This is a genomic window from Taibaiella helva (assembly GCF_003545695.1).
Lineage (GTDB): Bacteria > Bacteroidota > Bacteroidia > Chitinophagales > Chitinophagaceae > Taibaiella > Taibaiella helva.
Genome location: NZ_QUZZ01000004.1, coordinates 321,192 through 347,084, shown reverse-complemented (window position 1 = coordinate 347,084; position 25,893 = coordinate 321,192). Strand labels below are relative to the sequence as shown.

Below are 25,893 nucleotides of genomic sequence, written 5' to 3'. Positions count from 1 at the left end.
AACCAGTTCAGGGCCGTGTTATTTCACCCTGCATAAGTGGTATTTGCATAAATTCTCCGCATTTCGGAACTTTGCGCCTTCATTCTTAAATTTTCATTATTTTCCTGATGTCACAAAAGCAAATCAAATCTGCGCTGATCTCCGTATTCTACAAAGACGGACTGGAGCCCATTGTGAAAGAACTGGACCGCCTGGGCGTGACCATTTACTCCACCGGAGGTACCCAAAAGTTTGTCGAAGACCTCGGCGTCCGTTGCGTGCCCGTGGAAGAGGTGACCACTTATCCCTCTATACTGGGCGGAAGGGTAAAAACCCTGCACCCTTCCGTATTCGGTGGTATACTGGGGCGCCGTGAGCTGGCACAGGACCTGGAAGAAATGAAGCAATACAAGATCCCGGAGATCGACCTCGTGATCGTAGACCTATATCCTTTTGAAGAAACAGTAAAAAATACCGGCGAAGAGCAGCAGATCATCGAGAAGATCGATATCGGCGGTCCTTCCATGATCCGTGCCGCGGCCAAGAACCATAAGGACCTGACCGTGATCGCCGCCAAGGAAGACTATGCCGCGCTGGAAGCGCTGCTGAAAGAGCAGAACGGCAGCACCACGTTGGAACAGCGCCGGGCCTTTGCTGCAAAAGCTTTCTACGTGGTGATGAATTACGACATCGCCATCAATAACTATTTTAATGGGACCATCGTTCCTCCCTTCCATGGTCGCCAGGTACTGCGCTACGGCGAAAACCCGCACCAGCAGGGTGTTTTCTACGGTCGCCTGGAAGAATTGTTTGATCAGCTGAACGGTAAGGAGCTTTCCTACAACAACCTGGTCGATGTGGATGCAGCCGCCCAGCTGATGGCTGAGTTTGAAACCGGCGCTGAGCCGGTATTTGCTATCATCAAGCATACCAATGTTTGCGGCGTAGCCCAGCGTAGCAGCCTGAGCGAAGCCTGGGATGCAGCCCTGGCGGGAGATCCCGAGAGCGCCTTCGGTGGCGTGCTGGCTACCAACAAAGAGATCGACGCAACAGCGGCACAGAAGATCAATGAGCTGTTCTTCGAGATCCTGCTGGCGCCCGGCTTTACCACAGAAGCGCTGGATATTCTGAAGACGAAAAAGAACCGTATCCTGCTGCAGCAGAAAGCCCCGCTGAATACGAAGACCATTTTTAAGAATGTATTGGGCGGTACCCTTACCCAGGATGCTGACCAGGGCAATTACAGCGAGTGGAAAGAGGAAGGTGCACAGCCCGCTACCGAAGCGCAAAAGAAGGATCTCATCTTCGCCAACATCATTTGCAAGCACCTGAAGTCAAATGCCATCGCCCTGGTGAAAGACCGCCAGCTGCTTGGTAAAGGCTGCGGCCAGACCAGCCGCGTCGATGCGCTGCGTCACGCGCTGGAAAAGGCCTCCAGCTTTGGCTTCGATCTTAAAGGCGCTGTAATGGCTTCCGATGCTTTCTTCCCTTTCGACGACTGCGTGAAGATGGCCCGGGAAGCCGGTGTCGACGCTGTAATACAGCCTGGTGGCTCTATCCGCGACAAGGATACTGTGGCCTTCTGCCAGGCCAACGGCATGGCCCTGGTCATTACCGGCATGCGTCACTTCAGGCATTGATCAAATAACGAAACTACAACAGCAAAAGAGAGCAACGATTCCCGTTGCTCTCTTTTGCTTTATGGAATATCTTTTTACAAGCTCTTTCATACAGCAAATATATTGCCGATACCTGTGGCATTGCCTTTGGGTAAGCGCATATTCCCTGACCTATTGAGGATACGGGATAGCATAGCCACGCCTTGCTCGATAAAAGCATCAGGTCTGTAGCGGAGCCTCCCGACTTGAGGTCGCAATTTGTGACCTCGGGGTTTTCCATTCTTTATCGCTGAACGTAAATATATGGCAGGGGACAGCTCCCCGCTTATTGTGGGTTTAAAATCCTGAAAAGCCGGTATTCCCCGGCAGTGCAGACAGCCGCTGATTTCCAGCTGACGATCGACAAAATATATGAACCCGACGAAAGCTATCCGGGTGTGGATTATATCCGTGTCGATTACACGATTAAGAACGTTTCCGGCAAAACGGTGCCGCCCTACGGCCTTAAGGTGCATTGGCGGGTAAAGGCTGCCGACGGTGCTTACTGCCTTCAATCCCCTGAATGCCAGCGCTTCTGTACAGTCTGCAGCAGCCATTGAGCTGGGTAAGCCGAATAATATACCATAAACCCCTGATTGTAGTAGCTGCTGCTAGATAGCGACCCGCAGACGGGCATCCCGCCTGCGGGTATTTTTGGGATGTCAGTGCAAGCTAAAGGAGCGCTTTATTTGATCTTTCCGCCTTTTACAAAGTGTTCTTCCCAATAGTCGTCGTCGAGATTGCTGATCATAACCCCACGACCGGTGCTGGCATGTACAAAATAATGATTGCGCAGGTACACGCCTACATGCGTGATCTTGCGGCCCCCTTCGTTGAAGAATACCAGGTCGCCTTCCTTCAGCTTTCCTTTCCTGATCTTCTTGCTGGAATCGTACTGCAGCTGTGCCGTGCGTGGGATATTGGTGCTGTAGACAGCTGTATAGAGTTTGGTGGAAAAGGCCGAGCAGTCGATGCCGTTGCGGCCGGTACCGCCATAGCGGTAAGGCACGCCATACCAGTCATCGATAAAGCGGTACAGGCTGATGTTGTCGATATCGCCGGGCGAGGCGGCTACACGGCTGGCATATTTCTGGCGCAGCTCCTTTTCTGTTAAGGGCGTCCGTCTGCCTTCGGTTGTATTGCCGGAGGCCAGCTTGCGGGAATGAGAGCAGCTGGTAAAAACGATCGCAGCGAAAAAAATAAAGGGAAGCAGGTAGCGGGCCATAACGTTCCTGGTTTTTGCAAAATTATTATAAATCCCCTTAACTCCTCAGCGCTGTATGGGTTTGAAACCCTTGCAGCGTTGAGGAGGATGGTATGAAAAGATGCTCCCCCGGGTCTTTGGGAGAGCATCTTGCTATAAATATAAAACACGTTTTTGCAGGATAGCAGCGCTACTTTGCTGCATCGGCCGGCTTGGCGCTGTCTTCAGCATTCATACCTTTGATCACCTCTTCGGTAATGTCCAGCGCTTTATTGGCAAACAGGATATTGCCGCCCTTTACATAAGACAGGATAAAGTCGTAACCCTTATCGGCATTGTATTTGACCAGGTAGTTGTCGAGGCGCTGCTGTAGTTCTTTATTGAAGGCATCCTGCTCTTTCATCAATTGTCCGCCCAGCGACTGGCGCCGGCTTTCGATGTTCTGCTGCATGGCGGCCAGCTTTTTCTGACCGGCTTCGCCTTCGGCTTGTGTCAGGGTGCCGGCCTGTGCTTTCTTCTGAAAAGCAGCATATTCATTCTGCAGGCCCTGGGCCATCTTCTCTACCTCGGCTTCCATAGCCGCTGTTTTCTTTTCAAACTCTGCTTTTCTCAGCTTGAAATATTCATAGCGTACTTCAAGCGTATCCAGGTTCACATAAGCGATCTTGCCGCTGGGCGTAGTGGCCGGGGCCTCGGCAGCTTTGGTTTCGGGTGTTTTTGCAGTAGTGGTTCCTTTCTTGTCGCCGCAGGATGCCAGGAGCAGGCCTGCAGAGAGCCCGAGGGCGATAAAGCTATGGAAGCGATTGAATGAGATCATATTAATGTTTAGATGAAAAATGAATGGAGGCAAATTTAACGGATTCCGCCGGGGGAAGCAAAAGAAAAACCGCTCCTGTTCGGGAGCGGTTTTTCTTTAACATATTTGCAATGATTATTCCTGCAGCTTGAAGGACACCGGCAGGGTATAGTATACTCTTACCGGCTGGCCATTCTGTTTACCGGGTTTCCATTTCGGCATGCTCCTTACTACACGTTCCGCTTCTTTACCACAACCGCCACCGATGTCACGCTGGATCACGATATTGGTTACGCTACCGTCGCGGTCTACTACGAACTGAAGAACCACCCTTCCCTGGATACCATCTTCCTTGGCTGCTGCCGGGTAACGGATATTTTGTGCCAGGTACTTTTGCACGTCAAACGGCGGCTGGGGCATCTGTTCTACTGAAGTAAAGATCTTGTCGGGCGGAGGACCGGCCTCTACGGCTTTGCCGGTACCGGTACCCGGGGTAGACAAGCCCGGATCGATCGCATCAGGGTTATCGGAGCCCTTGATGTTTGTCGGACCTACTACTTTGTTCTCTTCCGGCTTGGGCGGTTCGGGCTTATCCTCTTCTTTTACTTCCTCGTTCTTCTTGATCACAGGAGGGGTAAACTTAACCGTAGGCTTTACCGGGGGAGGGGGTTGAACCGGTGGCGGCGGCGGGGGCTTTTTCGGATCCACCGGCGGCGGTTCGGCCAGGTTTACATCCTTGATTACAGGCGGTGGTGGTGCAGGCGGCTCCTTGGGTTTGATCATAGTCGACGCAAATACGCCGCCGATCACCAGTACAGAGATGAGACCGGCAATCGCGGCGCGTCTCTGATACTTTTTGCGGAGCTCATACCCACCATACTGCTTGTTCCTTCCCTCAAAAAGGATATCAAGGTAATCCGCGTTTAAAATTTTATTAATATCCATGTTGAATGTTACTTTAATTTAAGATGCGAAATCTCCGGGATTCCATAAAGACAGGGTCTTTACTGGGGATTGGCAGCTTCAGTTGCTTTAATAAAATCTTTGTCCACCGGTGTAATGTCTACCACCGCATATACGGGAATAGCATTGATGGTCATTTCATCCAGGATATCGATCAGGTCTGCGGTAGTGCTGTTATCATCCGGTTTAATGAGGACGATCGCTTTATCTTTCGCGCCCAGCACGCCCTGGCTGATGAGGTTCTGTACTGTTTTTTTCTTCTGGATCAGCACATCGCGGATACCGTCTTTATCTTTGAAATAAGTCACCTGAACCTGGGGAGGATTAGCCGGGTCGTCGCCGATACCGTTGTAGTAATAGATACGGTGATCTTTACTGAGCAGCAGGGTAAGGGCTTCGTCGTTTTTGATCTTGTTCTTATCCTCGTCCTTCAGCTTCTCGTCCTTATAAGGCATCTGAATTTCCATCGCTTTCGGCTTCGACATGGTCGTGGTGAACATGAAGAAGGTGATCAGCAGGAATCCCAAATCCACCATTGGTGTAAGGTCAATTCGGGGGGTACCTTTTTTCCCGCCTTTTACCTCTATTTCTGCCATGGTTGTATTTGTTTAATTGAGTTAAAATTGAATGTACTCAGGCTATTCTGCAGGAGCAGGCTGGCCGGCTCTTTCCGCAGCGAGGGCGGTACCCGGAGGTACGCCTTTCATATCGGTAATGAAGCTGAACCGGAAAACCTTTTGCTTGCCCAGCGTGCTGATCACCTTGCTGATATTGGGATAGGAAGCTTTACCATCCGCTTTGATCGCGATACGGCCTTTGCCGTTGTCCACGTGGTAGCGGGCGGTTTGCACCCAATAAGCCAGCTCGTTGGTAGTAAAGTCGCCGGTAGTATCGGTAGGGATACCGGGCGCTTTCTTATCATATTCCGCACGCTGGTTAGGTGCCAGGGCGAGGTAAGACTTCAGCTGGGAAAAAGGAACGCCCACACCGGAGCCGTTCACGAAATTCTGCTTTTCAATATCAGAAAGGCCCAGTTTTTTATCATCATTGATCTGGTTGATGATATCTCTTTTGGCATTGACATTGTCTACAGCAAAGAATACGCGTCCGTCCTTATCCAGTGTGATCTGCATAAAGCCCTCGGGAATCTGCTTGGTGGATGTGGACGCAGGCGTCGTCACCACTACAGGCTCGTCGGGTTTGAATTTGGTAGCCAGCATAAAGAACGTCAGCAGCAGGAACGCAACGTCGCACATCGCGGTCATGTCTATATGCGTGCTTTTACGCGGCAGTTTAATCTTAGGCATCTTCTGGTAAATTTAATGTTAGACGAAGAAGGAAATCATTTCCACAAAATTTTTCCGCTCTTATTTATAAGAGGCAGCAAAGCTTTGTGTTAATGTAAATCCGCTTTCATCAATGCTATAGTTCACACCATCGATCAGGGTGGTGTAGAAGTTATAGGCCAACATTGCGCAGAAGGAAGTACCGATACCCAGTGCGGTATTGTACAGAGCTTCGGAGATACCGGCAGCCAGACCACCTGTATCAGGAGCACCGGCATCAGCCATAGAAGAGAATGCCGTGATCATACCTACAACCGTACCCAGCAGACCCAGCAGGGTTGCAGCGGAAGTAATGGTAGACAGAAACACCAGGTTTTTCTCCAGCATCGGCAGCTCCAGTGCGGTAGCTTCTTCGATCTCGTTCTGGATGCTCAGGATCTTCTGATCGGTAGTGAGCTCGGTGTTGGTGATCATTTCTTTGTACTTATGCAGGCCGGCTTTCATTACGTTACCTACAGAACCGCTTTGCTTGTCGCACTCGGCCAGGGCAGCATCGATATTTTTGTTGGCCAGGTGATATTGTACTTTACGTACGAACTCACCGCCGTTGATCTTGCCTTTAGCTTTTATTACTGTAATTCCTCTTTCGATAACGAAGGAGAGCATAACCAGGAACATGGCAATCAGGAAGGGAACGATGTAACCACCCATGTACATGTTACCCAGGAAGTTTTTCGGGTGATGCTTTTCTGCATCCGAGAAGTTGTCGGGATTGCCCAAAACAAATATCCGGATACACCAACCAACGATAACGCACACCAGTACTATCACTAGATTGATCCAAAAGTTGTTTGAATTTTTGGGTTTACCCGCTGCACGAGGAGGAGTACCTGATGGTCTTGCTGTGGCTGTTTTTACGTCTGCCATAATCTGATTTTTTACAATTGTTGTTTTTAAAAAATTGATACTTAAAATAGTCGCGGCAAATTTATGTTTTTGAACAAAAAAAACAAATGTCAACCTGAAAATTTACCACTAAGTTAATTTAACGTCAAATGTAAGGGTATATACGTCTATCCCCAAATTGAATCTAAATGAATTATTCATAATAAATTTTCCAGTCCTTCCCGTGGCAGCACGGTAAATACACGCGCCCCGTCGGGTGCGTATTGTGGCTGGTTGCAGGCAAACAGCTCGTCTATCAGCGCCCCGGCCGCCTCTGCCGATAGCAGGCCGGGTTGGGCCATGCGCCGGGCCACCGTGCGCAGCAGGCGTTCCTGCTGCTGATCCTTAAGCTGGGCCTCATGCTTCAGCTGTTCCAGTATTTCCTCCAGCAAGGTCTGCTCCCTGCCGGCCGGCACATCGGGCGGCGCTCCCTGTACTGCGTAGGTATGACTCCCGAAGGGCGAAATGTCATAACCCAGCTTGCGGAGAAATGGAAGCAGCTCTTCCAGCAGCGCTGCGTCGGCAGGGCTCAGCTGCAGGGTAGCAGGGAACAGCAATTGCTGGGTGACCGTATGTTCGTGGTTGATCCTTTCCAGTAGACGTTCATATTGTATCCGCTCCAGGGCACGCTTCTGGTGCATGATCAGCAGTCCCGATTTCATGGTGCTGATCAGGTAGTCGCGCCATTGCAGCACCGGCTGCTGATGGTTAATGCCCTCGTCAAATGACAACTCACTTTGCATTTTCCCTGCTTCGGTATCCGCGCCGGGAGGCATTTCCGGCAGATCGGGCAGCGAAGGCAAAGGACTGAACAGCTTCTCCCGCTGTTCCTGCCACTGCCGGCGGTCATCGCTTTTCTCCAGGAAATGCGCCTTGCCGCCCTGGCTGAAGGACTGGTAAAGATAGCCCTCTCGGGTATTGTCCTTTTGCGCGGGGCTTTGCGGCAGGCGCAAGGCTTCCAGGTTCTGGATCTCGGTATTGAGCGTAAAGTCCAGCGATGGTGCGATATTGAACCGCGCCAGGGCATGCTTTACTGTCGATTGTAAATAGGCATAGATGAGCCGGTCGTCGTCAAATTTGACCTCCTGCTTGGTGGGATGCACATTGACATCCACGCGCTCGGGATTCAGCTCCAGGAACAGCACATAGAAGGGAAAGGCCTCTTTGTCGATCAGCCCTTCAAAAGCGGTGGCTACAGCATGATGCAGGTAGGCATTGCGGATAAAGCGCCCGTTGATAAAGAAGAACTGGTTGCCGCGGGTGCGCGCCGCCGATTCGGGCTTGCCGATAAAGCCATGTATGCGCAGCAGCTCCGTATCTTCTTCTACCGGGACCAGCATCTTTTCTACCTTACTGCCCAGCAGCTCTACAATGCGGGTCTTCTGGTTGCCGGCCGACAGGCGGAACTGTTCGGCATTGTTGTGGAACAGCCGGAAGGCGATATGGGGAAAGGCCATTGCTACCCGCGTAAACTCATCGATGATGTGCTTGTATTCCGAGGTATTTGACTTCAGGAATTTCCGCCGGGCAGGCACATTGTAGAACAGGTTGCGGATGGAAAAGCTGGTGCCGGGCGGGCAGGCTGCCGGTTCCTGCTTCAGCACCTCCGAGGCTTCGATCACCAGGTGGGTGCCCACCTCATCCAGTTGCGGCCTGGTTTTGAGGTCTACCTGCGCTACAGCCGCAATAGAAGCCAGGGCTTCGCCGCGGAAGCCCATAGTACGTATGGAGAACAGGTCGTCGATATGCCGGATCTTTGAAGTAGCATGCCGTTCAAAGCTCATGCGGGCATCCATAGGGCTCATGCCTTTGCCGTTGTCCACAACCTGGATCAGCTCTTTGCCGGCATCCTTGATGATCAGCTGGATCTCTGTTGCCCCGGCATCTATAGCGTTTTCCAGCAGCTCTTTTACGGCGGAGGCCGGCCGCTGGATCACTTCTCCTGCCGCGATCTGGTTGGCCAGGTGGTCGGGCAGCAATTGAATAATATCGGGCACTGATCAGAATTTAAAAAAAGGATAAATAAGATTCCGCTTTCTTCTTCGGGAATGCGGAAAGCGAAATTAAGAAAAGCCGCACAAAGCGCTCAATAAACCAGCCCTAATCTTCTGCCGGCGGGCGGTTGCTGATATTGACTTCGTTTATCGTCCCGCTCTGTACAATTTCCTGCTGTACTACCGTAGCGCCTTCGGCTTCGCCGGGCGACGAAGAGAACTCGAGACGATACACTTTAATGAGCAGGATGAAATAGGCCAGCAGCAACGGCCCGAAAATAAGGCCCATAATGCCGAACAGCTGCAGACCTACGATTACACCAAATACGGTGATCAGCGGATGCACATCACCAATCCTTTTGAGGATCGTAAAGCGCAGCACGTTATCGATATTGGATACAACGACGGCACAATACAAAGCCAGGCCGATACCCATGCCCACTTTGCCGCCGGCGATCACCACGATACATATCGGCACCCATACGATCATCGTACCCACCATAGGAATAATAGAGGCCACGCCGGTGAGCACACCCCATATCAAAGGCTGCTTCACCCCGAATATCCAGTAGCCGATCACGGCAATAAGGCATTGGCACAGCATCAGCACCGGTATGCCGATCGCGTTGGAGATAACCATGTTCCGGGTCTCGGACCAAAGCGAATTGATGTTGGCATCTTTAAGCGGCAGCAGGCGCACCATACGGCGTTCCATTTCCCTGCCGCTCAGCAGCATGAAATAGAGAATGAAGAAGGCTGTCAGTACATTGATCATCACGCTGGTGGTCGCATTAAGTGTAGCGGAAAGAAAGGTGGGGACGACCATCGCCGCGCGCTGAATGCCTTGCTGGATCTGCTGATCGTCGATCTTAAGCCGGGGGAGGTATTCTTTTACCAGCGACAGGAGGCGGTTGCCCTCCGCTACCAGCTCACCGGAATGCTGGAAGGCGTAAGTGAACTGGGGAATCAGTAGTTCGACCAGCAGCCATATCGGCAGCACAAAAACGATCGCGCAGGTAAAGATGAGGGTCACGGCAGCTACCCATTTTTTCCAGCGCCGCTTGATGGTAAGCCGGAAATAATACTGCCGCAGCAGGATGTACAGGGTGATCGCTCCCAGGAAGCCCGGGATAAAATATTGCAATTGCCATATCAGCACAATGCCGATAAAGGCGATAAGCAGCAACAGGGTTACCTGTTTCAACCCATTTGTCTTTAAGATATCCATAAGCCGGTCGGAAAATTGTTTGCTATAACCATGAAGTGCTGCAAAAGTTGTACGGTTGCCAGCGATGTCTCTAAGATAAGAAGAATATTTATTAGCCGGATTATCCTATCTTTACTTGCCGGCGGCAGTTAATATTTTGTTCCGTACAGACTGCGGTCTACACTGGTTAAAGTGAATGATCCGTATGCAAAAGGCTGGAGGCGGCGATATCCCGGCGATCCCTTGTGACGGCAAGGCATTGACATGATAAGCGGTTGCCAGCTAAGGGGTTATGAATTTTGTCGCAAAATGATAAGGTTTTATTAAAAGATACGGGCTTCCGAACAATCTTGTTTGAAGATTGTAGTTTTGTCTGTAGTCCAATTCAAAAATTTCACAATTAAAATCAATTAGTTATGGCAAACAATGCAGGAAAAACAGTAGCGACTTTGTTAATCGGCGCGGCCGTTGGCGCTGCCGTAGGCTATGTTCTGGGTACCGACAAGGACAAACGCCAGGAGCAGGTCGACCGCCTGAAGAACAGCATCGACAGGCTCAAAGCGAAGCTGGGCCGCAAAGCATCTGATATTGAAGACGAAATTTTCAGCGCTTAAGTCATATAAAACAAAAGCATTTTGAAGAATCCTATCAGTTCGCTTAAGGAGAAAATAACCCAATACATACAGTTGCGTTTCGAGCTTGCCCGTTTGGAAGTTATCGAGCGCCTCGTGAATGTAATGGGTTATTTCGCCTTTATGATCATTGCCATTTTCCTGGTTTTCCTGATCATCTTCTTTGTCTTCCTGGCTCTGGCTGAGCTTTTCAATCAATGGTTCAACAGTTATGCGCTGGGGTACTTCTGTACCGCCATTGTGATACTGATCTGCTCTGTGTTCGTCTTTATGGCCAGCAAGTCTATTATCCGGTTCTTCGCCGGTAAGCTGGCCTGGTTGCTGACCAAGCAAAAGGATGAAAAACGGATGAGAGACGATGCGGATGGCAGCAACGCTTAACGGCTGCGGCTTCCGGTGTTTTGCAACGACAATGATCCCCCTACAACTATGGCTAGAAAATATACGCGGAAACATGTGAACAGTCTGAAGGATCTGGACCTGGAGCAGGAACGTATTAAGTTGAAGATGCGGCGCCTGGAAGACGATGTGCTGGGCATTGTTAACCCGCAGCAGCTGGCCATTTCGTTGATTGGAAGCTGGCTGAAGCGTCGGGGTAAACGGTCATCTACCGAACCCGCTTACCTGGCGGGAGATGTAAAAAGGAAAAAGCTGAAAAAGACGAAGAGTGGCGTAAGCCGTTTGCTGGCAAAGCCAGCAGTCAAAAATACCGCGAAAAAGATCGGCATATCCTTCCTCCGCTGGCAGGCCTTTAACCTGGCCTGGTTCCTGGGAAAGAAGCTATATACAACACTGAAACATAGAAAAAGAGCCCCGGCCCGTCTACCTGGATAGGCTAAAATGACGCAATACTTATCTGCCGGCTGAATAGCCGGTTTTTTTATGCCGATCAGCCGGGCGAAGACAAGATTTTTCTGGGATCAAGCGTAAAAATTGGAGAGGATACAATATAAGTATGCTCTGAGGAAGTCCGGAGCATCGGTTCAGAACCCAGAGGATGGAATGCTTCAGTACTTATGGGTGAGTTTGTACCGCAGCTGCACGGCCAGGTCGGTCGGGGACGTGCAACGGCCTGAACGGCGGCTGGATGCATATCCTTTTCAGCAACCCTCGTTTTGCTCCTACGGAGCAAAGCTATGTTTGTTCCTGCTGGCGCTACAAACCTTTGGCTCCTACGGAGCCTATAGCGCGGGTAGCTATAGGATCTTCTGCAGGCCTTCCCGATCCTGTGGGGCCGGGAAAGTTTGAGTATAAGCAGTACAGGCCCGGACTGCGCTGTCTTGTCCTATCGTATGATTGAAGCTCTCATAGCTCATTCCGTACACCTCCTGTAATCCCCCATATTTTCCACTTGATCCACAATTTTCTGAAGATAGCTACGGCTGCATTGTACGTTCTTCGCTCCTCCGCCCTGCGTTCCCTCCCAAATGCACGATTAAAATCTCATCACCGGGCCGCTGCATAGATAGTGCAGTGGTGGCCGCTATATTTGCATTTAACTAAATCCCAAACGCAAAAGCATGAAAAAAAGAAACATTAATCTCAGAAAATTAGCCCTGAACAAAGAGAACCTGGGTAGCCTGGATGCCGGTCAGCAAACCAAGGTAGCTGGCGGCGCCCGTACCGATGTTCCCCAGGATTCCATCTGTGTTTTCTGCACACCGACATTCACGCAGCAACCTGTGGATTCGCTATGCGTTTTTTGTACACCCACTTCTACGCAACCTGGCTATACCGTGTGCTAAAGTCGCGGCAGCTAAGCAGAAAAAGAGACCGCCTTCTAACTATGAGGCGGTCTCTTCTCTTTGTGCACAAACTTCCTTCGCTGGCGTACGTCCTTGCGTGTGCCTATTGATATTATTGCGCATAACGCGACGCAGGTTTTGCCCCTACAGGGCAGTTTCATAAATTGTCATTTATTTACCTACAAACCTTTTGCCTCTACAGGATAAAGCGACTACGGAATAGTTATAAAACACCACTTCGCGTCTTTGAGCCTCTGTGAGTAAGCCTGTCACTGTTCAGATCGCTATCGCGCTCCAACCGATCCGCTGCGTCGCTGCTGGAAGGACAAAAAAAGTCCTTCCGCCGGAAAGCAGAAGGACAAAGATATCTTAAGCCGGTAATGCCGGCTTTTGCTGTGCCAGGCGGCAGGCGCTAGCGTACGTGATGCTTCACAAAGTCGCGTATCTTGCGGGTATAATCGAAATACCCGGCTTCCATACGCAGCCAGAAGATAACGAAGATCAGCAGCCCTACTCCGATCATGGCCAGGGAAGGCCAGTAGCTTTCCGAAGGGTTCATAACATAGAAGAGGCTGGCGCCAAGAATGCAGAACAGGCAGAAGATGATGATGAGGTAGGGGCCGCCTACATCGATCTTCCTGGGCTTGGAGGTAACAATTACCTTAGTGCCGGAAGTGCCCATGCCCTGCATTTCCACATGTGTAATCGGTAAGGTCTTAATGCCGTTGGCATCCTCGGCGTGAGGGATGATCTTCAGCATTTGTTCCCTTTCCAGTATCTCAAAATCTAAATGATGAACTTGTATATGCTTTCCTAAAAGACGCTGCCTGATGTCTTCCGCAGAAAGCGGAGTATTGTAACGGTAAGTACGTTGAAAGAGCATAGTACATTTTGTTTAAGAGTGAGTAATGTGTACTGCAATTAAAGAACAAGATAAAATTTAATATTTTTAAAAACAAAGAATATCTGTTGTTTTTTTCTAAATTGTACTTACCACTATCCTCCTATTAAAAAGACCTGTCTTTTCAGGCGGGGGTTGGGGTCGAGATAGTTAATAACAGTTAATATTAATTAACGCCTGAATTTGTATTTTTAGTACTCAAATCCTTACTGGCCAAGGTTTAACTACGATTTATGAGAAAGATTTTTACGCTGGGTTTAACATTATGTTTTTCACTCTCCGGCTTATGGGCCCAAACCCTTGCGCCAAGGGAGCTCAGGTTGCAGCTGCCGGGACGAAATATCCCGCTAGCGAAAGACAAGGTGATGCTCCGCCAGGAATTGCAGGATGGACTGAAGGAAAAGGGGAGTGTACAGCTTTACCTGCACTTTGACCGGCCGCCTGACCGGAAGCTGCTGACGGCGGTGGGCATAAGTCTTGAATGGCCAGTGCAGGCTAATGTCTACCTTGCGGTCTGCACCAGCGCCATTCTACCCGAAACCACGGGCATCGACGGCTGGGCTGTTGTTGCGCCAACCGATAAAATTCATCCGATGCTGCAGCCCCGCGGGAATTACGGCGCCGGCCTGCAAACCGTTCTGATCTCTGTCTTGAAAGGTACAAGTGAGGCTGAGCTGAGGGAAAAGCTTTCCGCCTATGGCTTACATCCCGATGCTCAGCAAAGCTGGCGTGCGCAGGACCTGTGGCAGGTATCGCTCGCTGCAGATCAGCTGGCGGCGTTGGCGACGGAACCTTTTGTCCGCTTCATCAACCCTTTATTTACCCCCCAGACACTCAATAACCAGGCCATAGGCTTTACCAATGCGCAGCTGATGCATCAGCCTGTGGCGCTTGGCGGGCGCGACCTGCACGGCGAAGGCGTTACCATAGGTGTAGGCGATAATTCTGACCCCGATCATATCGACTATATCGACCGGATCAGAAGCTTTAATCCTATTATTACCACGACGCATGCTTTTCACACGACCGGTACCACGGCAGGTAATGGCATCAGGGATGAGCGGTATAAAGGCTTTGCCCCTCGCGCCGACCTGGTGGAAGATTTCTTCAGCCAGATCATTGCCAACGGCGCTACCTATAACCAGGATTTTGGTATGGTCACCTCCAACAACTCCTACGGTAATATCCTGGGCGATTGCAGCTATGCCGGCACCTACGATGTGTACACGCAATACTGCGACCAGCAGATGCGCGATATGCCCGAGCTGCTCACCATCTTTGCCGCAGGCAATGACGGTAAAATGACCTGTAGCCCTTACCCTACGGGCTATGCAACCGTGGCCGGCTCATACCAGGTTTCGAAGAACGTGCTGACTGTAGGCGATATCGGCAAAACGCCGCTCCTGGAGCACCTCACCAGCGCGCGCGGACCGGTAAAGGACGGGAGGCTGAAGCCCGAGATCACGGCAGTAGGGCTCAATGTGATCTCCACGATCGACAACAACAACTACCAGACCAACTCGGGTACCAGCATTGCCTGTCCCAATGTCACCGGCGCCGCAGCGCTCCTGTACCAGCGGTACCGTCAGCTGCACAGCGGCACCAATCCTAAAAGCGCCCTGGTCAAAGCCCTGTTGATGAACGGCGCCACCGATCTTGATATCCCCGGTCCCGACTTCCGCTATGGCTTCGGCCTGATGAATGTGGGCCATTCGCTGACCATGATGGAAGGCAATCAATATTTCTCAGGTACCATCAATACCACCCAGGAGCAGAGCTTCACCGTCAATATCCCTGCAGGCATCAGCAAAGCGAGGATCATGCTGTACTGGAATGATCCCGCAGCAGCCCCGCTCAGCGCCAGCAACCTGATCAATGACCTGGACCTCACGGTAACCACGCCCTCGTCGGCCACAGTACTCCCGCTGGTGCTGAATTCCGCACCCGGACAGGTAACAGTACCTGCTGCACCCGGGGTAGATCGGCGGAATAACGTAGAGCAGGTAACGCTCGATAACCCTGCTGCCGGCGCTTATACGGTCAAGGTAAAAGGCTTCAACGTGCCGGAGATCAACCAGGAATTTTTTGTAGCTTACGACTTTATTCCCGACGGCGTCACTTTACAATATCCCTTTGGCGGAGAAGCCATCGATGCCGCCGATTCCATGCGCATTTACTGGGAAGCTTCCGCTGGCGCTGATCCTTTTACCTTGTCCTACTCGACCGACAATGGCGGCAGCTGGAATACGATCGCCAATAATATCGGCGCCGGTATCCGGAACTACGTCTGGTATCCGCCTGCCGGTATCGCCTCCAGCCAATGCCTGGTAAAGGTACAGCGCAGCAATACAGCGCAGCAATCGCAGAGCAGGGCCTTTACTATGGCCGGGAGGCCGGTAGCCACGCTAAATCCGCAGAGCGAGCAATGCCCGGGTGCGATTAAGATCAGCTGGAACGCCATTGTCGGAGCCGGTGGCTATCGTATCTATAAAAAATCGGGCGTGGACATGATACCGTTAACTACGGTGACCGCCACGAGCTATACCTACACGGGCCTGGATCCCGATAGCGTCTATTGGGTGGCCGTAGCCCCGCTGATCAATGGCAGCACGGGTATCCGCTCCGTAGCAATCAACCGCAGGCCATCCGACGGGCAATGCACCGGAACGACAATCCACGGCGACCTGCGGCTGGCGCGCATACAAGCGCCGGGCAGCGGAAGGCAATTCACCGCAAGCAGCCTGGGCGCCGCGCAGCCCCTGGTGGTGCTGATCAGTAATCTTGACGATCAAATGGCTAACCAATATCGCGTAGCTTACCAGTTGAACGGCGGCGCCTGGCAAAGCCAGGTGTATACCGACCCCATAAGCCCTGCCGGGAACCGGCAGATTACCCTGGGCAATATCGATCTGTCTGCCGTAGGAAGCTACCAGCTCCGTGTCGCGGTAAGCAACCTGGCCCTGGCCGATCCGGTGGCGGTTAACGACACTGCGGTCATCTCCATTAAACAGATCGCCAACCCGGTAATGAACCTCAGCAACGGCTATGACGAAGGGTTTGAAGCAACCGGCAGCCAGTCCGTTACCGGCCGCAGTATCATGGGCATCGACGGCGCCGACAAGTGGGACTTCACGCAAAGCAAGCCCAAGGGCCGTCTGCAGACCTTTGTGAACAGCGCCGTTACCATATCGGGTAACCGCTCGGTCAGCATGGACAATGCCGGCAACCAGATGTACGATATTGCCGGCAGCAGCTACAACACCCTGACCGGCACTTTTAACCTGAGCCAGTACACTACGAGCAACTGGGAAGTGCGCTGCGAGTTTGACTACCTGCTGCATGGCGTACCTAAATTCGATACCGGTAACAAGGTATGGGTACGGGGCAGCGAAAACGATCCCTGGCTGCCTTTGCTCGACTACCAGATCGATACCAATAACCTGGGTATGGTATACCATTCGGGATCGCTTTCCCTCACAGATGTGCTGTCTGCCGGCGGGCAGAATTTTTCATCCGGCACGCAGATCCGCTTTACCCAATATGATACCTCCCGTATCGCCGCTACCTATTTTGGCAATGGCTTTACCATGGATAATTTCAAGCTCTACCTCGTAACGGATGATGTGCAGCTGCTGGCAATAGATTCCCTGTATCATTACAACTGTGCCTTAGGCGACCAGGTGCCCATGAAGATCAGGGTGCGTAATGGGGTCAACAATACGGTATACAATGTTGCCGTATTTTACCAGGTGGATGGCCAGCCTGTAGCTTCCGGTCTTATTGATTCGATAAGAGGAAAAGATACGGCCAGCTACACCTTCAGCCAGCCGATGAATCTGTCGGCTACAGGCACCCGTTATAACCTTTCTGCGTGGATCTATGTGGCCACCGATACCTATCGTCTCAACGACAGCATTATGAATTTTGGCGTTCGCAATCAACCTGTGATCGCGGCTTTTCCTTACCTGCAGACCTTTGAAGACAATGACGGCAACTTCTACGCTGAGGGCCGGAACAGCAGCTGGGCCTACGGTACCCCTTCATCGCCGCTGATCAACCATGCAGCGAGTGGCGCCAAAGCCTGGAAAACCAACCTGAGCGGCAGCTATAGCCGGTTGGAGAACGCCTATCTGTACAGTCCCTGCTTCGACATCTCGGGTATGGCACAGCCGATGCTGAGCTTTAACCTGGCTACGGATATAGAGGATCCCGATGGAAACAATATTTTTGATGAGGCTTATGTAGAATACAGCAATGATGGACAGACCTGGAAAAGGCTGGGCGCTTCGGGGCTGGGCACCAACTGGTACGACAACGAAGTGGCGCAGGCCTGGGCCCGTTCCCGCCAGGACTACTGGCATGTCGCCACCATACCGCTGCCAAAAGACGGGCCGGTGATCTCTATCCGCTTTGTGCTGCAATCCGACCAGGGCACCGAACGGGAAGGCATAGCGGTCGACGACATTCATATCTACGATCTGCAGCACCCGATCTTTGACCAGCAACAATTTCCCGTCGCTATCAGCAAGGACATTGCTGCGGGCCAGCAGGCCGATTGGATCAGCGGCACCGCTATAGGGTTAGGGCTCGTCAACGGCACCTCAGCTTTGGGCAGCACAACCGTGCAGGATTATAAGCATACGCAATTCATCAACGACGACAGCACACAGTATTACCTGCCCAGAAATTTTGTGGTACAAACCGCACAGGCGCCAGGAGACAGTGTACTGCTGCGCTTCTATATACCTGACGAAGCCATGGGTATCATTCGTGATGATGAGCAATGCTACTCCTGCAGTAAACCACGGGAGGTGCAGGCGCTGGGAATCACCAAGTACGATGATCCGGATAAAACGGTTGAGAACAATACCCTGACCGATAACCAGAACGGAAGCTATACTTTTATTGCCAAAGAAAAGATCAGGTGGGTTCCTTACGATATCGGCTATTATGCGGAGGTCAAGGTGAAATCCTTTTCTGAGTTCTGGTTCAATGACGGAGGTCCTACCGGCGATCAGCTCCTGCCGGCCAACCTGTTCGATTTTGTTGCCCAACACTACGGCGCCCGCCAGGCGCTGCTCAGCTGGACCTCCTATATCGATGTACAAACAGTACGCTACGAAGTGCAGCGCGCCGATGCTACGCTTGCGTTCGAAACCGTCGCTACCGTTAATGCGGTAGGCCAGAACGGTCAGGGCTACAGCTATATCGACACCCCGGTGCTCAACGGTCCGGCGGCATACTACCGCATCCGCTACACTATGCAGAATGGCAGGCAATATGTAAGTCTTATCCGCAGGGTGGACTGGAGCGATGCCGATGGTTCCGTGATCGTATATCCTAACCCTGTACGCAACGGTATTCTGAACCTGGACTGGTTCAAAGGTACCGGCGATGGTCTGCAATGGTCGCTCTTTACATCCGTAGGGCAAAAAGTATACTCGGGCTATGCCAACGACAATAACTACAGCGGCAAGTACAGCTTCGATCTGTCGAAGATACCGCTGACACCGGGGTTGTATATATTGCGTGTAGTGAGCGGTAAGGACAAATGGGAGTTTAAGGTAGTCTTCCAGTAGCCTGAAGGATACGCATAGCGAAGGGCCCGCTTAGCCGGGCCCTTCGTCGTAAAGAAGGCAATAAACGAGGTAATGGCGCGTTAATAAATCAAAATCCCCTCGTCCATGAATCCTAAAATGCTTATAGCATTTGTGGCCGCTTTCGGCTGTCTGTATGTTTCCTGCAAGCGGAACAATCCTGCCCCTGAAGAGACCTATGAAAGTTATGCGGCGCTGAAAGCGGGCAACTATTGGATCTACCAGATCTTTGATGTCGACAGTTCCGGTAACGGCAACCCCACAGCCGAATACGACAGCTGCTATGTCGGCGACGATACGGTAGTAAGGGGGCAGACGTATCATTACCTGGGATCTGTAATGGGGCCAACTGGTGGTTATACCTGTGGAAAATGGCTACGGGACTCGCTCAGTTTTATCATCGATATAGAAGGACGTATCTGGTTCTCTTCAGAAGAAAATCAATCTCCTTTTGCCTCTTACCCCATACAGCTGGGCGGAAGCCCGGATACGGTGGCCTGGGTCACCGACCAGATGGACAGCGCTTATCGTACGACAGCGGTGCCTGCAGGGCTTTTCCTTACCCTCGATTGCAAAAGAACAGTGGAAATATGGCCCCTTGTTAATGGCACTGGAAAAAAGCTTTATGCGCACCGGCGTTACAGTCTGCATGTCGGTATCGTTTCCGAAACCCTGCCGGTTTATCTTATCGCGACGAGCACTTTCCGGGAAAAGCGCCTGGTGCGGTTTCACCTCAATTAAGACTGCAACAGCATTTCAAATATCTTGCTTTCCTTGATCTCTTCAAAGCCGAGCCTCCGGTAGAACCGGTGGGCCTCAATCCTGCGTACATTGCTCCGTAGGCAAACCTTATGGCAACGCCGGTCGCGGCACCATTGCAACGCGGCGTTCACCAGGCTTTCGCCGGCCCGTTTGCCGCGTTGCTGTTCATCTACCACCAGCCCTGCTATCTCTGTGAAGGTGCCGGCTTCGAGCCAGGTGATCTCCAGCGCATGCAGCCAGCCGATCACGGTATCCCTATCGGTGGCTACCAGCAGGCAATGTGTTTGCTGCGGCAACAGCCGGGCGATATGTTGTTCCGTTGCTTCGATAGTATCCGGATAGCCCAGCTGCGCTGCCAGCCGGTTAACGGCGGCAGCATCAGACATTTGCATGGGTCTTATCTCGATGCTCATGAGTGGGATAGTTGAAACTGCTGTAGTTTACGGAGCGCTTGTCGTCTTACTTTATTTTTCAGGAAGGGCGACCATCCCAGCAGCCATCCGGGCAGTCCCAGCGCCTGCTGCGACCAACGGTAGAAATTGAAATGATCGGTATGCCTGATGATCTTGCCCTCACGAAATACAAAGGACGCCTCGACCCGGTTCACAACCGTTCTGCCCGTTTGGCTGAAGCGGTAATGTGCTTCCCAGCGTGCGCCGCCTTTATCACCTTCGGCCCACACATGGTCAAAAACAAGCTGCAGCCCCGGATTGACCAGCATGCGCCACATATCGCCGGCAGCTGCTCCTTCGAGCCGGCCGAAAGCCGGATCCTGGAAAACGATATCCGGTGCATAGCAGGCCACCATGCCTGCTGCATCGGCCCGGGCAAAGGCCGAATAGAATTGTTCAATCAGTGTCTTGTGGTCCATAGGAAAAGATAAAGCGGAAAGCATTGTCTATGCGCTATTGCAAAGTATACTTATTGCCATGGTATGAAGTTAAGAGAAACCCGGATAATGTGATAAGGCTGCAGCAGCATAATTTACCGGATTCCGGGTATAGTTCATTCTGGCGTGGCGTCCTAATTTTACCCTGTAAAGCATAGGCGTGTCAGCCTGGTGCAAGCTGAGCAAAGCATTGCAACGAAGCAGGAGGTATGTGTACAGAGGGCAACTGTTTGGTTTTAGGAAAATGCATTTTGTACAATGCCTGTTGCAATGCAAGCTATGCCTTTACAATGTGCAGTTGATTTGTGTATATTTCCCTGAAGTGCTGAGCAGGAGCGCTTCGGGGAAATTTGTTTTTGGTGGGATCCATCGGAACATTTGGGGAATTGCATTGTTTACGCCGGTGATAACACCGGCAGTAGCGGATAGGGTTTTGAGGGCGGAGGTATATAGCATTTACAAAACATAAGCTTGCTCCGCAGGAGCAAAACCAGGAAGGCTAAATAATAGCTGCAGCCAGCCGATGTTCAGGTCTTTGGAAACTTTATTGCCGGAGGCAGCTTAAGTATCTTCCGGGGAAAAAATCTTCCTTAACTTCCCTTGTCAAGAGATAATGCCCAGAAATAAATTTCATGAAAAAATATCATTTAGTACGCGCAGCTTTAAGCCTGGCCTTAATCACCCAATACGCCTGTGTACATCGTCCGGCCAGGGTAGCTTCGCAGGCGACGACAGTGGCGGGCGCAGAAGAACGGCTTAATATTCAGACCACTTCATTCGAGGAGATCGGCCACAGCGGAATACTGATGTTCCACCTGGGTATGGGCGAGCACGTGCGCAAAGGCGGCAGTGCTTCTTACAAAGAGATGCCTTATGCTACAGACTGGAACCTGCTCTTCCTGGATACCCGGACGAATACGCATCATCTGCTCGGCGATCACAAAATGCTGATCCACGGCGTATATACCGGTGAGGGAAATGGTACAGCAGATAGCGCAGTTCCGCCCTATATCTTCTACCGGATCACGGCCGAAGATCACGATACAGATAAGTTGTTTACGGATAAGGACCCGGTATCCCTTTTCTTTACCGACAGGGAAGGTTATCATATGCGCCGGGCTTCTCCGGCCGGAGGCCATGTGATCGGCTGGACATATATCGCAGCTTCCGGTAAGGTCTTCATGACGGTGCAGCAGGATAGTAATCACGATCTTGTTTTCGACGAGGATGATGAGGTCGCAACCTATGCCATCCGGCCGGAAACGGATAGTATTCCCTATGAAGTGTTTCCCGCAGCTGTAAAAGACTCCCTTAAAACGCGCTATGCCCGCGATTGGCGGCGCTTAAAGAAGTGATGCGCCGGCGGGTATGCTGCCCTGCCGTTAATTACTGCAAATGGCAGTTCTCCGGTGTGAAGCAGCAACAGCAGCGGTGCCGGGCTTTACCTGGTCCGTATACAGCAACCATGAAAACCCTTGAAAACGCAGGATTAATATCGTAATTTTGCCACCCGGACAAGTCATTTCTTGGTCAGTTTTTGTTTTTATGTCATATACGCCTCAAAATAAGATTCGTATTGTTACCGCCGCGTCGCTGTTCGATGGCCACGATGCTGCCATCAATATCATGCGCCGCATTATGCAGGCCAATGGCGCCGAAGTGATCCATCTGGGACACGATCGCAGCGTGCAGGAAGTAGTGGATTGCGCCATACAGGAAGATGCCAATGCAATCGCCATGACCAGCTACCAGGGCGGTCACGTAGAGTATCTTAAGTACATGTACGACCTGCTGAAAGAGAAAGGTTGCAGCCATATCCGCATCTTTGCCGGTGGTGGCGGCGTCATCCTGCCTACCGAGATCGAGGAGCTGCATGCGTATGGTATTACGAAGATCTACTCGCCTGATGACGGCCGTGCTATGGGCCTGGAAGGCATGATCATCGACCTGCTGCAGAAGAGCGACTTCCCTACAGGCAACCGTCTGAACGGCGAGGTGGGGCATATCTACGATAAGAATCCCCGCGATATCGGTAAGCTGATCTCTGCCGCCGAGAACTTTTCGGAGCTGCCCGAGACACAGGCTATGCTGAAAAAGATCGATGAGCAAGCCAAAGAAAGCAAAACACCGATACTGGGTATTACCGGTACCGGCGGATCGGGCAAAAGCTCGCTGGTCGACGAGATCGTACGCCGTTACCTGCTCGACTTTAAAGACAAGACCATCGGTATTATCTCTGTCGATCCTTCCAAGCGGAAGACCGGCGGCGCCTTGCTGGGCGACCGCATCCGCATGAATGCCATCCGCAATGAGCGCGTATACATGCGTTCCATGGCGACCCGTCAAAGCAACCTGGCAGTATCTAAATATATTCACGATGCGGTGAATATCTTAAAGGCCGCTCAGTACGATCTCATCATCCTGGAAACCTCGGGTATCGGTCAGAGCGATACGCAGATCACCGACTATTGCGACCTGAGCATGTATGTAATGACGCCTGAATACGGCGCTGCCACCCAGCTGGAGAAGATCGACATGCTTGACTTTGCTGACATCGTAGCCGTAAATAAGTTTGACAAGCGCGGTGCTATGGATGCCCTGCGCGATGTGAAAAAGCAATACCAGCGCAACCATAAGCTATTTGATAAAGATGCTGACAGCATGCCGGTGTACGGCTCCATCGCTTCCCAGTTCAACGACCCGGGCACCAATACCCTGTACCGTGCGCTGATGGATGTGATCGTAGCCAAGACCGGCGCCGATCTGAAATCCGACTTTCATCCCAGCGAAGAGCTGAGCGAGAAAATCTTCATCATTCCGCCGGCGCGCACCCGCTACCTGAGCGAGATCGCGGAGAACAACCGTGGTTACGATAAAAAGGCACAGGAGCAGGCCGATATCGCGCAGAAGCTGTTTGGCATCCGCAAGACTATTGACACCCTGCAAGCTGCGCAGATCGAGGATAAGGACCGCCTGGTGAAAGAGCTGGAAGAGCTCTATACCAAAATAACCCTGGAGATAGATCCTAAAAACCTGCAGCTGCTGCAGAACTGGGAGGCCAAGAAGCGCCACTACCAGGATGAGTTCTACGTCTTCAAAGTAAGGGATAAGGAGCTGCGCATCAAAACACATAGCGAATCCCTGTCGCATACGCAAGTGCCCAAAGTGGCCGTACCCAAGTTTGAAGCCTGGGGTGAAATATTGAAATGGGCGCTGACTGAAAATTTCCCCGGCGAGTTTCCTTATGCCGCCGGTATCTATCCTTTCAAGCGCGAAGGTGAAGATCCTACCCGGATGTTTGCCGGCGAAGGTGGCCCCGAGCGTACCAACAAACGATTTCATTATGTGAGCAAAGGTTTGCCCGCCGCCCGTCTCAGCACAGCCTTCGATAGTGTGACCCTCTACGGTCAGGATCCCGACCATCGTCCCGACATTTACGGTAAGATCGGCAACTCAGGCGTAAGCGTCCCCACACTGGACGATGCCAAGAAGCTGTATAGCGGCTTCAACCTGGCCGATCCGAAAACGTCAGTATCGATGACGATCAACGGTCCTGCACCTACAATCACCGCCTTCTTTATGAATGCGGCCATTGATCAGCAGTGTGAGCTGTACATCAAAGCCAATGGCCTGGAAGAGGAAGTGAATGCGAAGATCGATGCGATCTATAAAGAGAAAGGCGTGCCCCGTCCTTATTACAGCGCCAATGTAGGCGCCGGTAAGCCGGCCGAAGGTCAGGCGGGCACATTGCCCGAGGGCAACAATGGCCTGGGCCTGATGCTGCTGGGTGTTACCGGCGACCAGGTATTGCCTGCCGACATTTATGCAAAGATCAAGACCGATACCCTGAAAGCCGTACGGGGTACGGTTCAGGCCGATATCCTCAAAGAAGACCAGGCACAGAACACCTGCATTTTCTCTACGGAATTCTCGCTGCGGGTAATGGGCGATGTGCAGCAATACTTCATCGACAAAGGCGTACGCAATTTCTATTCGGTATCCATCTCCGGCTATCACATTGCTGAAGCCGGCGCCAACCCGATATCGCAGCTGGCCTTTACGATCTCCAACGGGTTTACTTTTGTAGAGTACTACCTGAGCCGCGGTATGCATATCGACGACTTTGCTCCTAACCTGTCTTTCTTCTTCAGCAATGGTATTGACCCTGAGTACAGCGTGATCGGCCGTGTGGCCCGCCGTATCTGGTCCAAGGCAATGAAGCTGAAGTATGGCGGCAATGAGCGCTCGCAGATGCTGAAATACCATATTCAGACTTCGGGCCGTTCCCTGCATGCGCAGGAGATCGACTTCAACGATATCCGTACCACACTGCAGGCCCTGTATGCGATCTATGACAACTGTAATTCCCTGCATACAAACGCCTACGATGAGGCGATTACTACACCTACTGAAGAAAGTGTGCGCCGGGCTATGGCCATACAGCTCATCATCAACAAAGAGCTGGGCCTGGCCAAGAATGAGAACCCGCTGCAGGGCTCTTTTATCATTGAAGAGCTGACGGACCTGGTGGAAGAAGCGGTATATGCCGAATTCGACCGTATTACCGAGCGCGGCGGTGTGCTGGGGGCTATGGAAACCATGTACCAGCGCGGCAAGATACAGGAAGAAAGCCTGTACTACGAAATGCTGAAGCATACCGGTGAGTTCCCTATCATCGGTGTGAATACCTTCCTGAGCGCCAAAGGCTCACCTACGGTGATCCCTTCGGAAGTCATCCGTTCGACCACGGAAGAAAAGGAATTCCAGATACAGAGCGTACAAAGCCTGTGGACCCGCAGCGGCGACCAGGGCGCGGAAATGCTCCGTAAGCTGCAGCAGAAAGCGGTACACAATGAGAATATCTTCGAAGAGCTGATGGAGACGGTGAAGTACTGTTCCCTGGGACAGATCACCAAAGCCTTGTTCGAAGTCGGTGGTCAGTACAGGAGGAATATGTAAGATGAAATCTTGAAGTTGAGTAAAGCTACCCGGCCAATGGCCGGGTAGCTTTTTTTGTGTCTTTCCGTAATTGCTCCGATAATTTCGGACTTTCAAAAAATATGCTCCATTTTTATGTAGTATTTTTATTTTTATTTCTAAGCAAGTTGTAATTAGCTATTTGTTAATAATTTAATTACATAAAATATGTTCACGCTTTAAGGCGCCCCGCTATTTTTGCCCCGATATTTTTTTCAAACACTTAAAACTTTTACAAAATGAAAATCAAACAATGGTTAATTACCGGCGCATTGCTGACCGGCGGCAGTATGGCGGCACAGGCGCAAAACCCTGCATTAAACTGGAATACAGGTGGCACCGAAGGACCATGGACGTC

The 25,893-nt window shown here is 51.6% G+C and carries 21 protein-coding genes; 10 read left to right on the top strand and 11 right to left on the bottom strand.

The genetic code is table 11. From position 1 onward, the window contains the following. The first annotated feature begins 107 nt into the window (after positions 1 to 107). Both purH and DZC79_RS09375 read left to right on the top strand, forming a co-directional pair. Positions 108 to 1,619 (top strand): bifunctional phosphoribosylaminoimidazolecarboxamide formyltransferase/IMP cyclohydrolase, encoded by a 1,512-nt coding sequence (purH, locus tag DZC79_RS09380; RefSeq protein WP_118951295.1) that lies wholly within the window; start codon positions 108 to 110, stop codon positions 1,617 to 1,619. Positions 1,620 to 1,966: 347 nt separating this feature from the next. Next, positions 1,967 to 2,197, top strand: coding sequence for a hypothetical protein (locus DZC79_RS09375; protein ID WP_118951294.1), 231 nt, complete (start codon positions 1,967 to 1,969; stop codon positions 2,195 to 2,197). 125 nt (positions 2,198 to 2,322) lie between these two features. Here the strand turns inward: DZC79_RS09375 and DZC79_RS09370 are convergent, their stop codons facing one another. The 8 genes from DZC79_RS09370 to DZC79_RS09335 form a co-directional block, all read right to left on the bottom strand. Further along, positions 2,323 to 2,862, bottom strand: a complete 540-nt coding sequence (locus tag DZC79_RS09370) for a C40 family peptidase (protein WP_118951293.1) — start codon at positions 2,860 to 2,862, stop codon at positions 2,323 to 2,325. Positions 2,863 to 3,031: 169 nt separating this feature from the next. Then, positions 3,032 to 3,658, bottom strand: a complete 627-nt coding sequence (locus DZC79_RS09365; RefSeq protein WP_118951292.1) for an OmpH family outer membrane protein — start codon at positions 3,656 to 3,658, stop codon at positions 3,032 to 3,034. Positions 3,659 to 3,772: 114 nt separating this feature from the next. Then, positions 3,773 to 4,582 carry an energy transducer TonB gene (locus tag DZC79_RS09360; RefSeq protein ID WP_118951291.1) on the bottom strand — a complete coding sequence of 270 codons (810 nt, stop codon included), beginning with the start codon at positions 4,580 to 4,582 and terminating at the stop codon, positions 3,773 to 3,775. Positions 4,583 to 4,641: 59 nt separating this feature from the next. Continuing rightward, positions 4,642 to 5,196, bottom strand: coding sequence for an ExbD/TolR family protein (locus DZC79_RS09355; RefSeq protein ID WP_118951290.1), 555 nt, complete (start codon positions 5,194 to 5,196; stop codon positions 4,642 to 4,644). Positions 5,197 to 5,238: 42 nt separating this feature from the next. Continuing rightward, a complete protein-coding gene (locus tag DZC79_RS09350) occupies positions 5,239 to 5,907 on the bottom strand; it encodes an ExbD/TolR family protein (RefSeq protein WP_118951289.1) in 669 nt (222 codons plus the stop codon). A 60-nt stretch (positions 5,908 to 5,967) separates the two neighbouring features. Beyond that, positions 5,968 to 6,666 carry a MotA/TolQ/ExbB proton channel family protein gene (locus DZC79_RS09345; protein WP_232831799.1) on the bottom strand — a complete coding sequence of 233 codons (699 nt, stop codon included), beginning with the start codon at positions 6,664 to 6,666 and terminating at the stop codon, positions 5,968 to 5,970. A 323-nt stretch (positions 6,667 to 6,989) separates the two neighbouring features. Continuing rightward, complete coding sequence (gene mutL, locus DZC79_RS09340) at positions 6,990 to 8,828, bottom strand: DNA mismatch repair endonuclease MutL (RefSeq protein WP_118951287.1); 1,839 nt, start codon at positions 8,826 to 8,828, stop codon at positions 6,990 to 6,992. Positions 8,829 to 8,931: 103 nt separating this feature from the next. After that, the gene (locus tag DZC79_RS09335) at positions 8,932 to 10,053 is read right to left on the bottom strand and encodes an AI-2E family transporter (protein ID WP_118951286.1); all 1,122 of its coding nucleotides are present in this window, start codon (positions 10,051 to 10,053) and stop codon (positions 8,932 to 8,934) included. A 395-nt stretch (positions 10,054 to 10,448) separates the two neighbouring features. Here DZC79_RS09335 and DZC79_RS09330 point away from each other — a divergent pair, with 395 nt between their 5' ends. The 4 genes from DZC79_RS09330 (at position 10,449) to DZC79_RS09315 (ending at position 12,409) form a co-directional block, all read left to right on the top strand. Beyond that, positions 10,449 to 10,646, top strand: a complete 198-nt coding sequence (locus DZC79_RS09330) for a YtxH domain-containing protein (protein WP_118951285.1) — start codon at positions 10,449 to 10,451, stop codon at positions 10,644 to 10,646. A 21-nt stretch (positions 10,647 to 10,667) separates the two neighbouring features. Further along, positions 10,668 to 11,045, top strand: a complete 378-nt coding sequence (locus DZC79_RS09325; RefSeq protein WP_157977032.1) for a phage holin family protein — start codon at positions 10,668 to 10,670, stop codon at positions 11,043 to 11,045. Between the two features lie 48 nt (positions 11,046 to 11,093). Continuing rightward, a complete protein-coding gene (locus DZC79_RS09320) occupies positions 11,094 to 11,498 on the top strand; it encodes a hypothetical protein (RefSeq protein ID WP_118951283.1) in 405 nt (134 codons plus the stop codon). A gap of 686 nt (positions 11,499 to 12,184) precedes the next feature. After that, on the top strand, positions 12,185 to 12,409 hold the full coding sequence (locus DZC79_RS09315) for a class I lanthipeptide (RefSeq protein ID WP_118951282.1): 225 nt from the start codon (positions 12,185 to 12,187) through the stop codon (positions 12,407 to 12,409). A 412-nt stretch (positions 12,410 to 12,821) separates the two neighbouring features. On the opposite strand, the gene DZC79_RS09310 is transcribed toward DZC79_RS09315, so the two are convergent. Next, positions 12,822 to 13,292: a hypothetical protein gene (locus DZC79_RS09310; RefSeq protein ID WP_118951281.1), complete on the bottom strand. Its 471-nt coding sequence runs from the start codon at positions 13,290 to 13,292 to the stop codon at positions 12,822 to 12,824. Positions 13,293 to 13,543: 251 nt separating this feature from the next. Here DZC79_RS09310 and DZC79_RS09305 point away from each other — a divergent pair, with 251 nt between their 5' ends. Next, entirely contained in the window at positions 13,544 to 18,889 is a 5,346-nt protein-coding gene (locus DZC79_RS09305; protein WP_118951280.1) for a S8 family serine peptidase, read from the top strand. Positions 18,890 to 18,994: 105 nt separating this feature from the next. After that, positions 18,995 to 19,648, top strand: coding sequence for a hypothetical protein (locus DZC79_RS09300; protein ID WP_118951279.1), 654 nt, complete (start codon positions 18,995 to 18,997; stop codon positions 19,646 to 19,648). Here the strand turns inward: DZC79_RS09300 and DZC79_RS09295 are convergent. Together DZC79_RS09295 and DZC79_RS09290 are read right to left on the bottom strand one after the other, a co-directional pair. Then, positions 19,645 to 20,082 carry a GNAT family N-acetyltransferase gene (locus DZC79_RS09295; RefSeq protein WP_118951278.1) on the bottom strand — a complete coding sequence of 146 codons (438 nt, stop codon included), beginning with the start codon at positions 20,080 to 20,082 and terminating at the stop codon, positions 19,645 to 19,647. The genes DZC79_RS09300 and DZC79_RS09295 overlap by 4 nt on opposite strands. Next, complete coding sequence (locus tag DZC79_RS09290) at positions 20,079 to 20,540, bottom strand: nuclear transport factor 2 family protein (RefSeq protein WP_118951499.1); 462 nt, start codon at positions 20,538 to 20,540, stop codon at positions 20,079 to 20,081. The genes DZC79_RS09295 and DZC79_RS09290 overlap by 4 nt, the downstream gene beginning before the upstream one ends. Before the next feature lie 650 nt (positions 20,541 to 21,190). On the opposite strand from DZC79_RS09290, the gene DZC79_RS09285 reads away from it, so the two are divergent. After that, complete coding sequence (locus DZC79_RS09285) at positions 21,191 to 21,913, top strand: hypothetical protein (RefSeq protein ID WP_118951277.1); 723 nt, start codon at positions 21,191 to 21,193, stop codon at positions 21,911 to 21,913. A 190-nt stretch (positions 21,914 to 22,103) separates the two neighbouring features. Beyond that, positions 22,104 to 25,517, top strand: coding sequence for a methylmalonyl-CoA mutase family protein (locus tag DZC79_RS09280; RefSeq protein WP_118951276.1), 3,414 nt, complete (start codon positions 22,104 to 22,106; stop codon positions 25,515 to 25,517). The last annotated feature ends 376 nt before the right edge of the window (positions 25,518 to 25,893 follow it).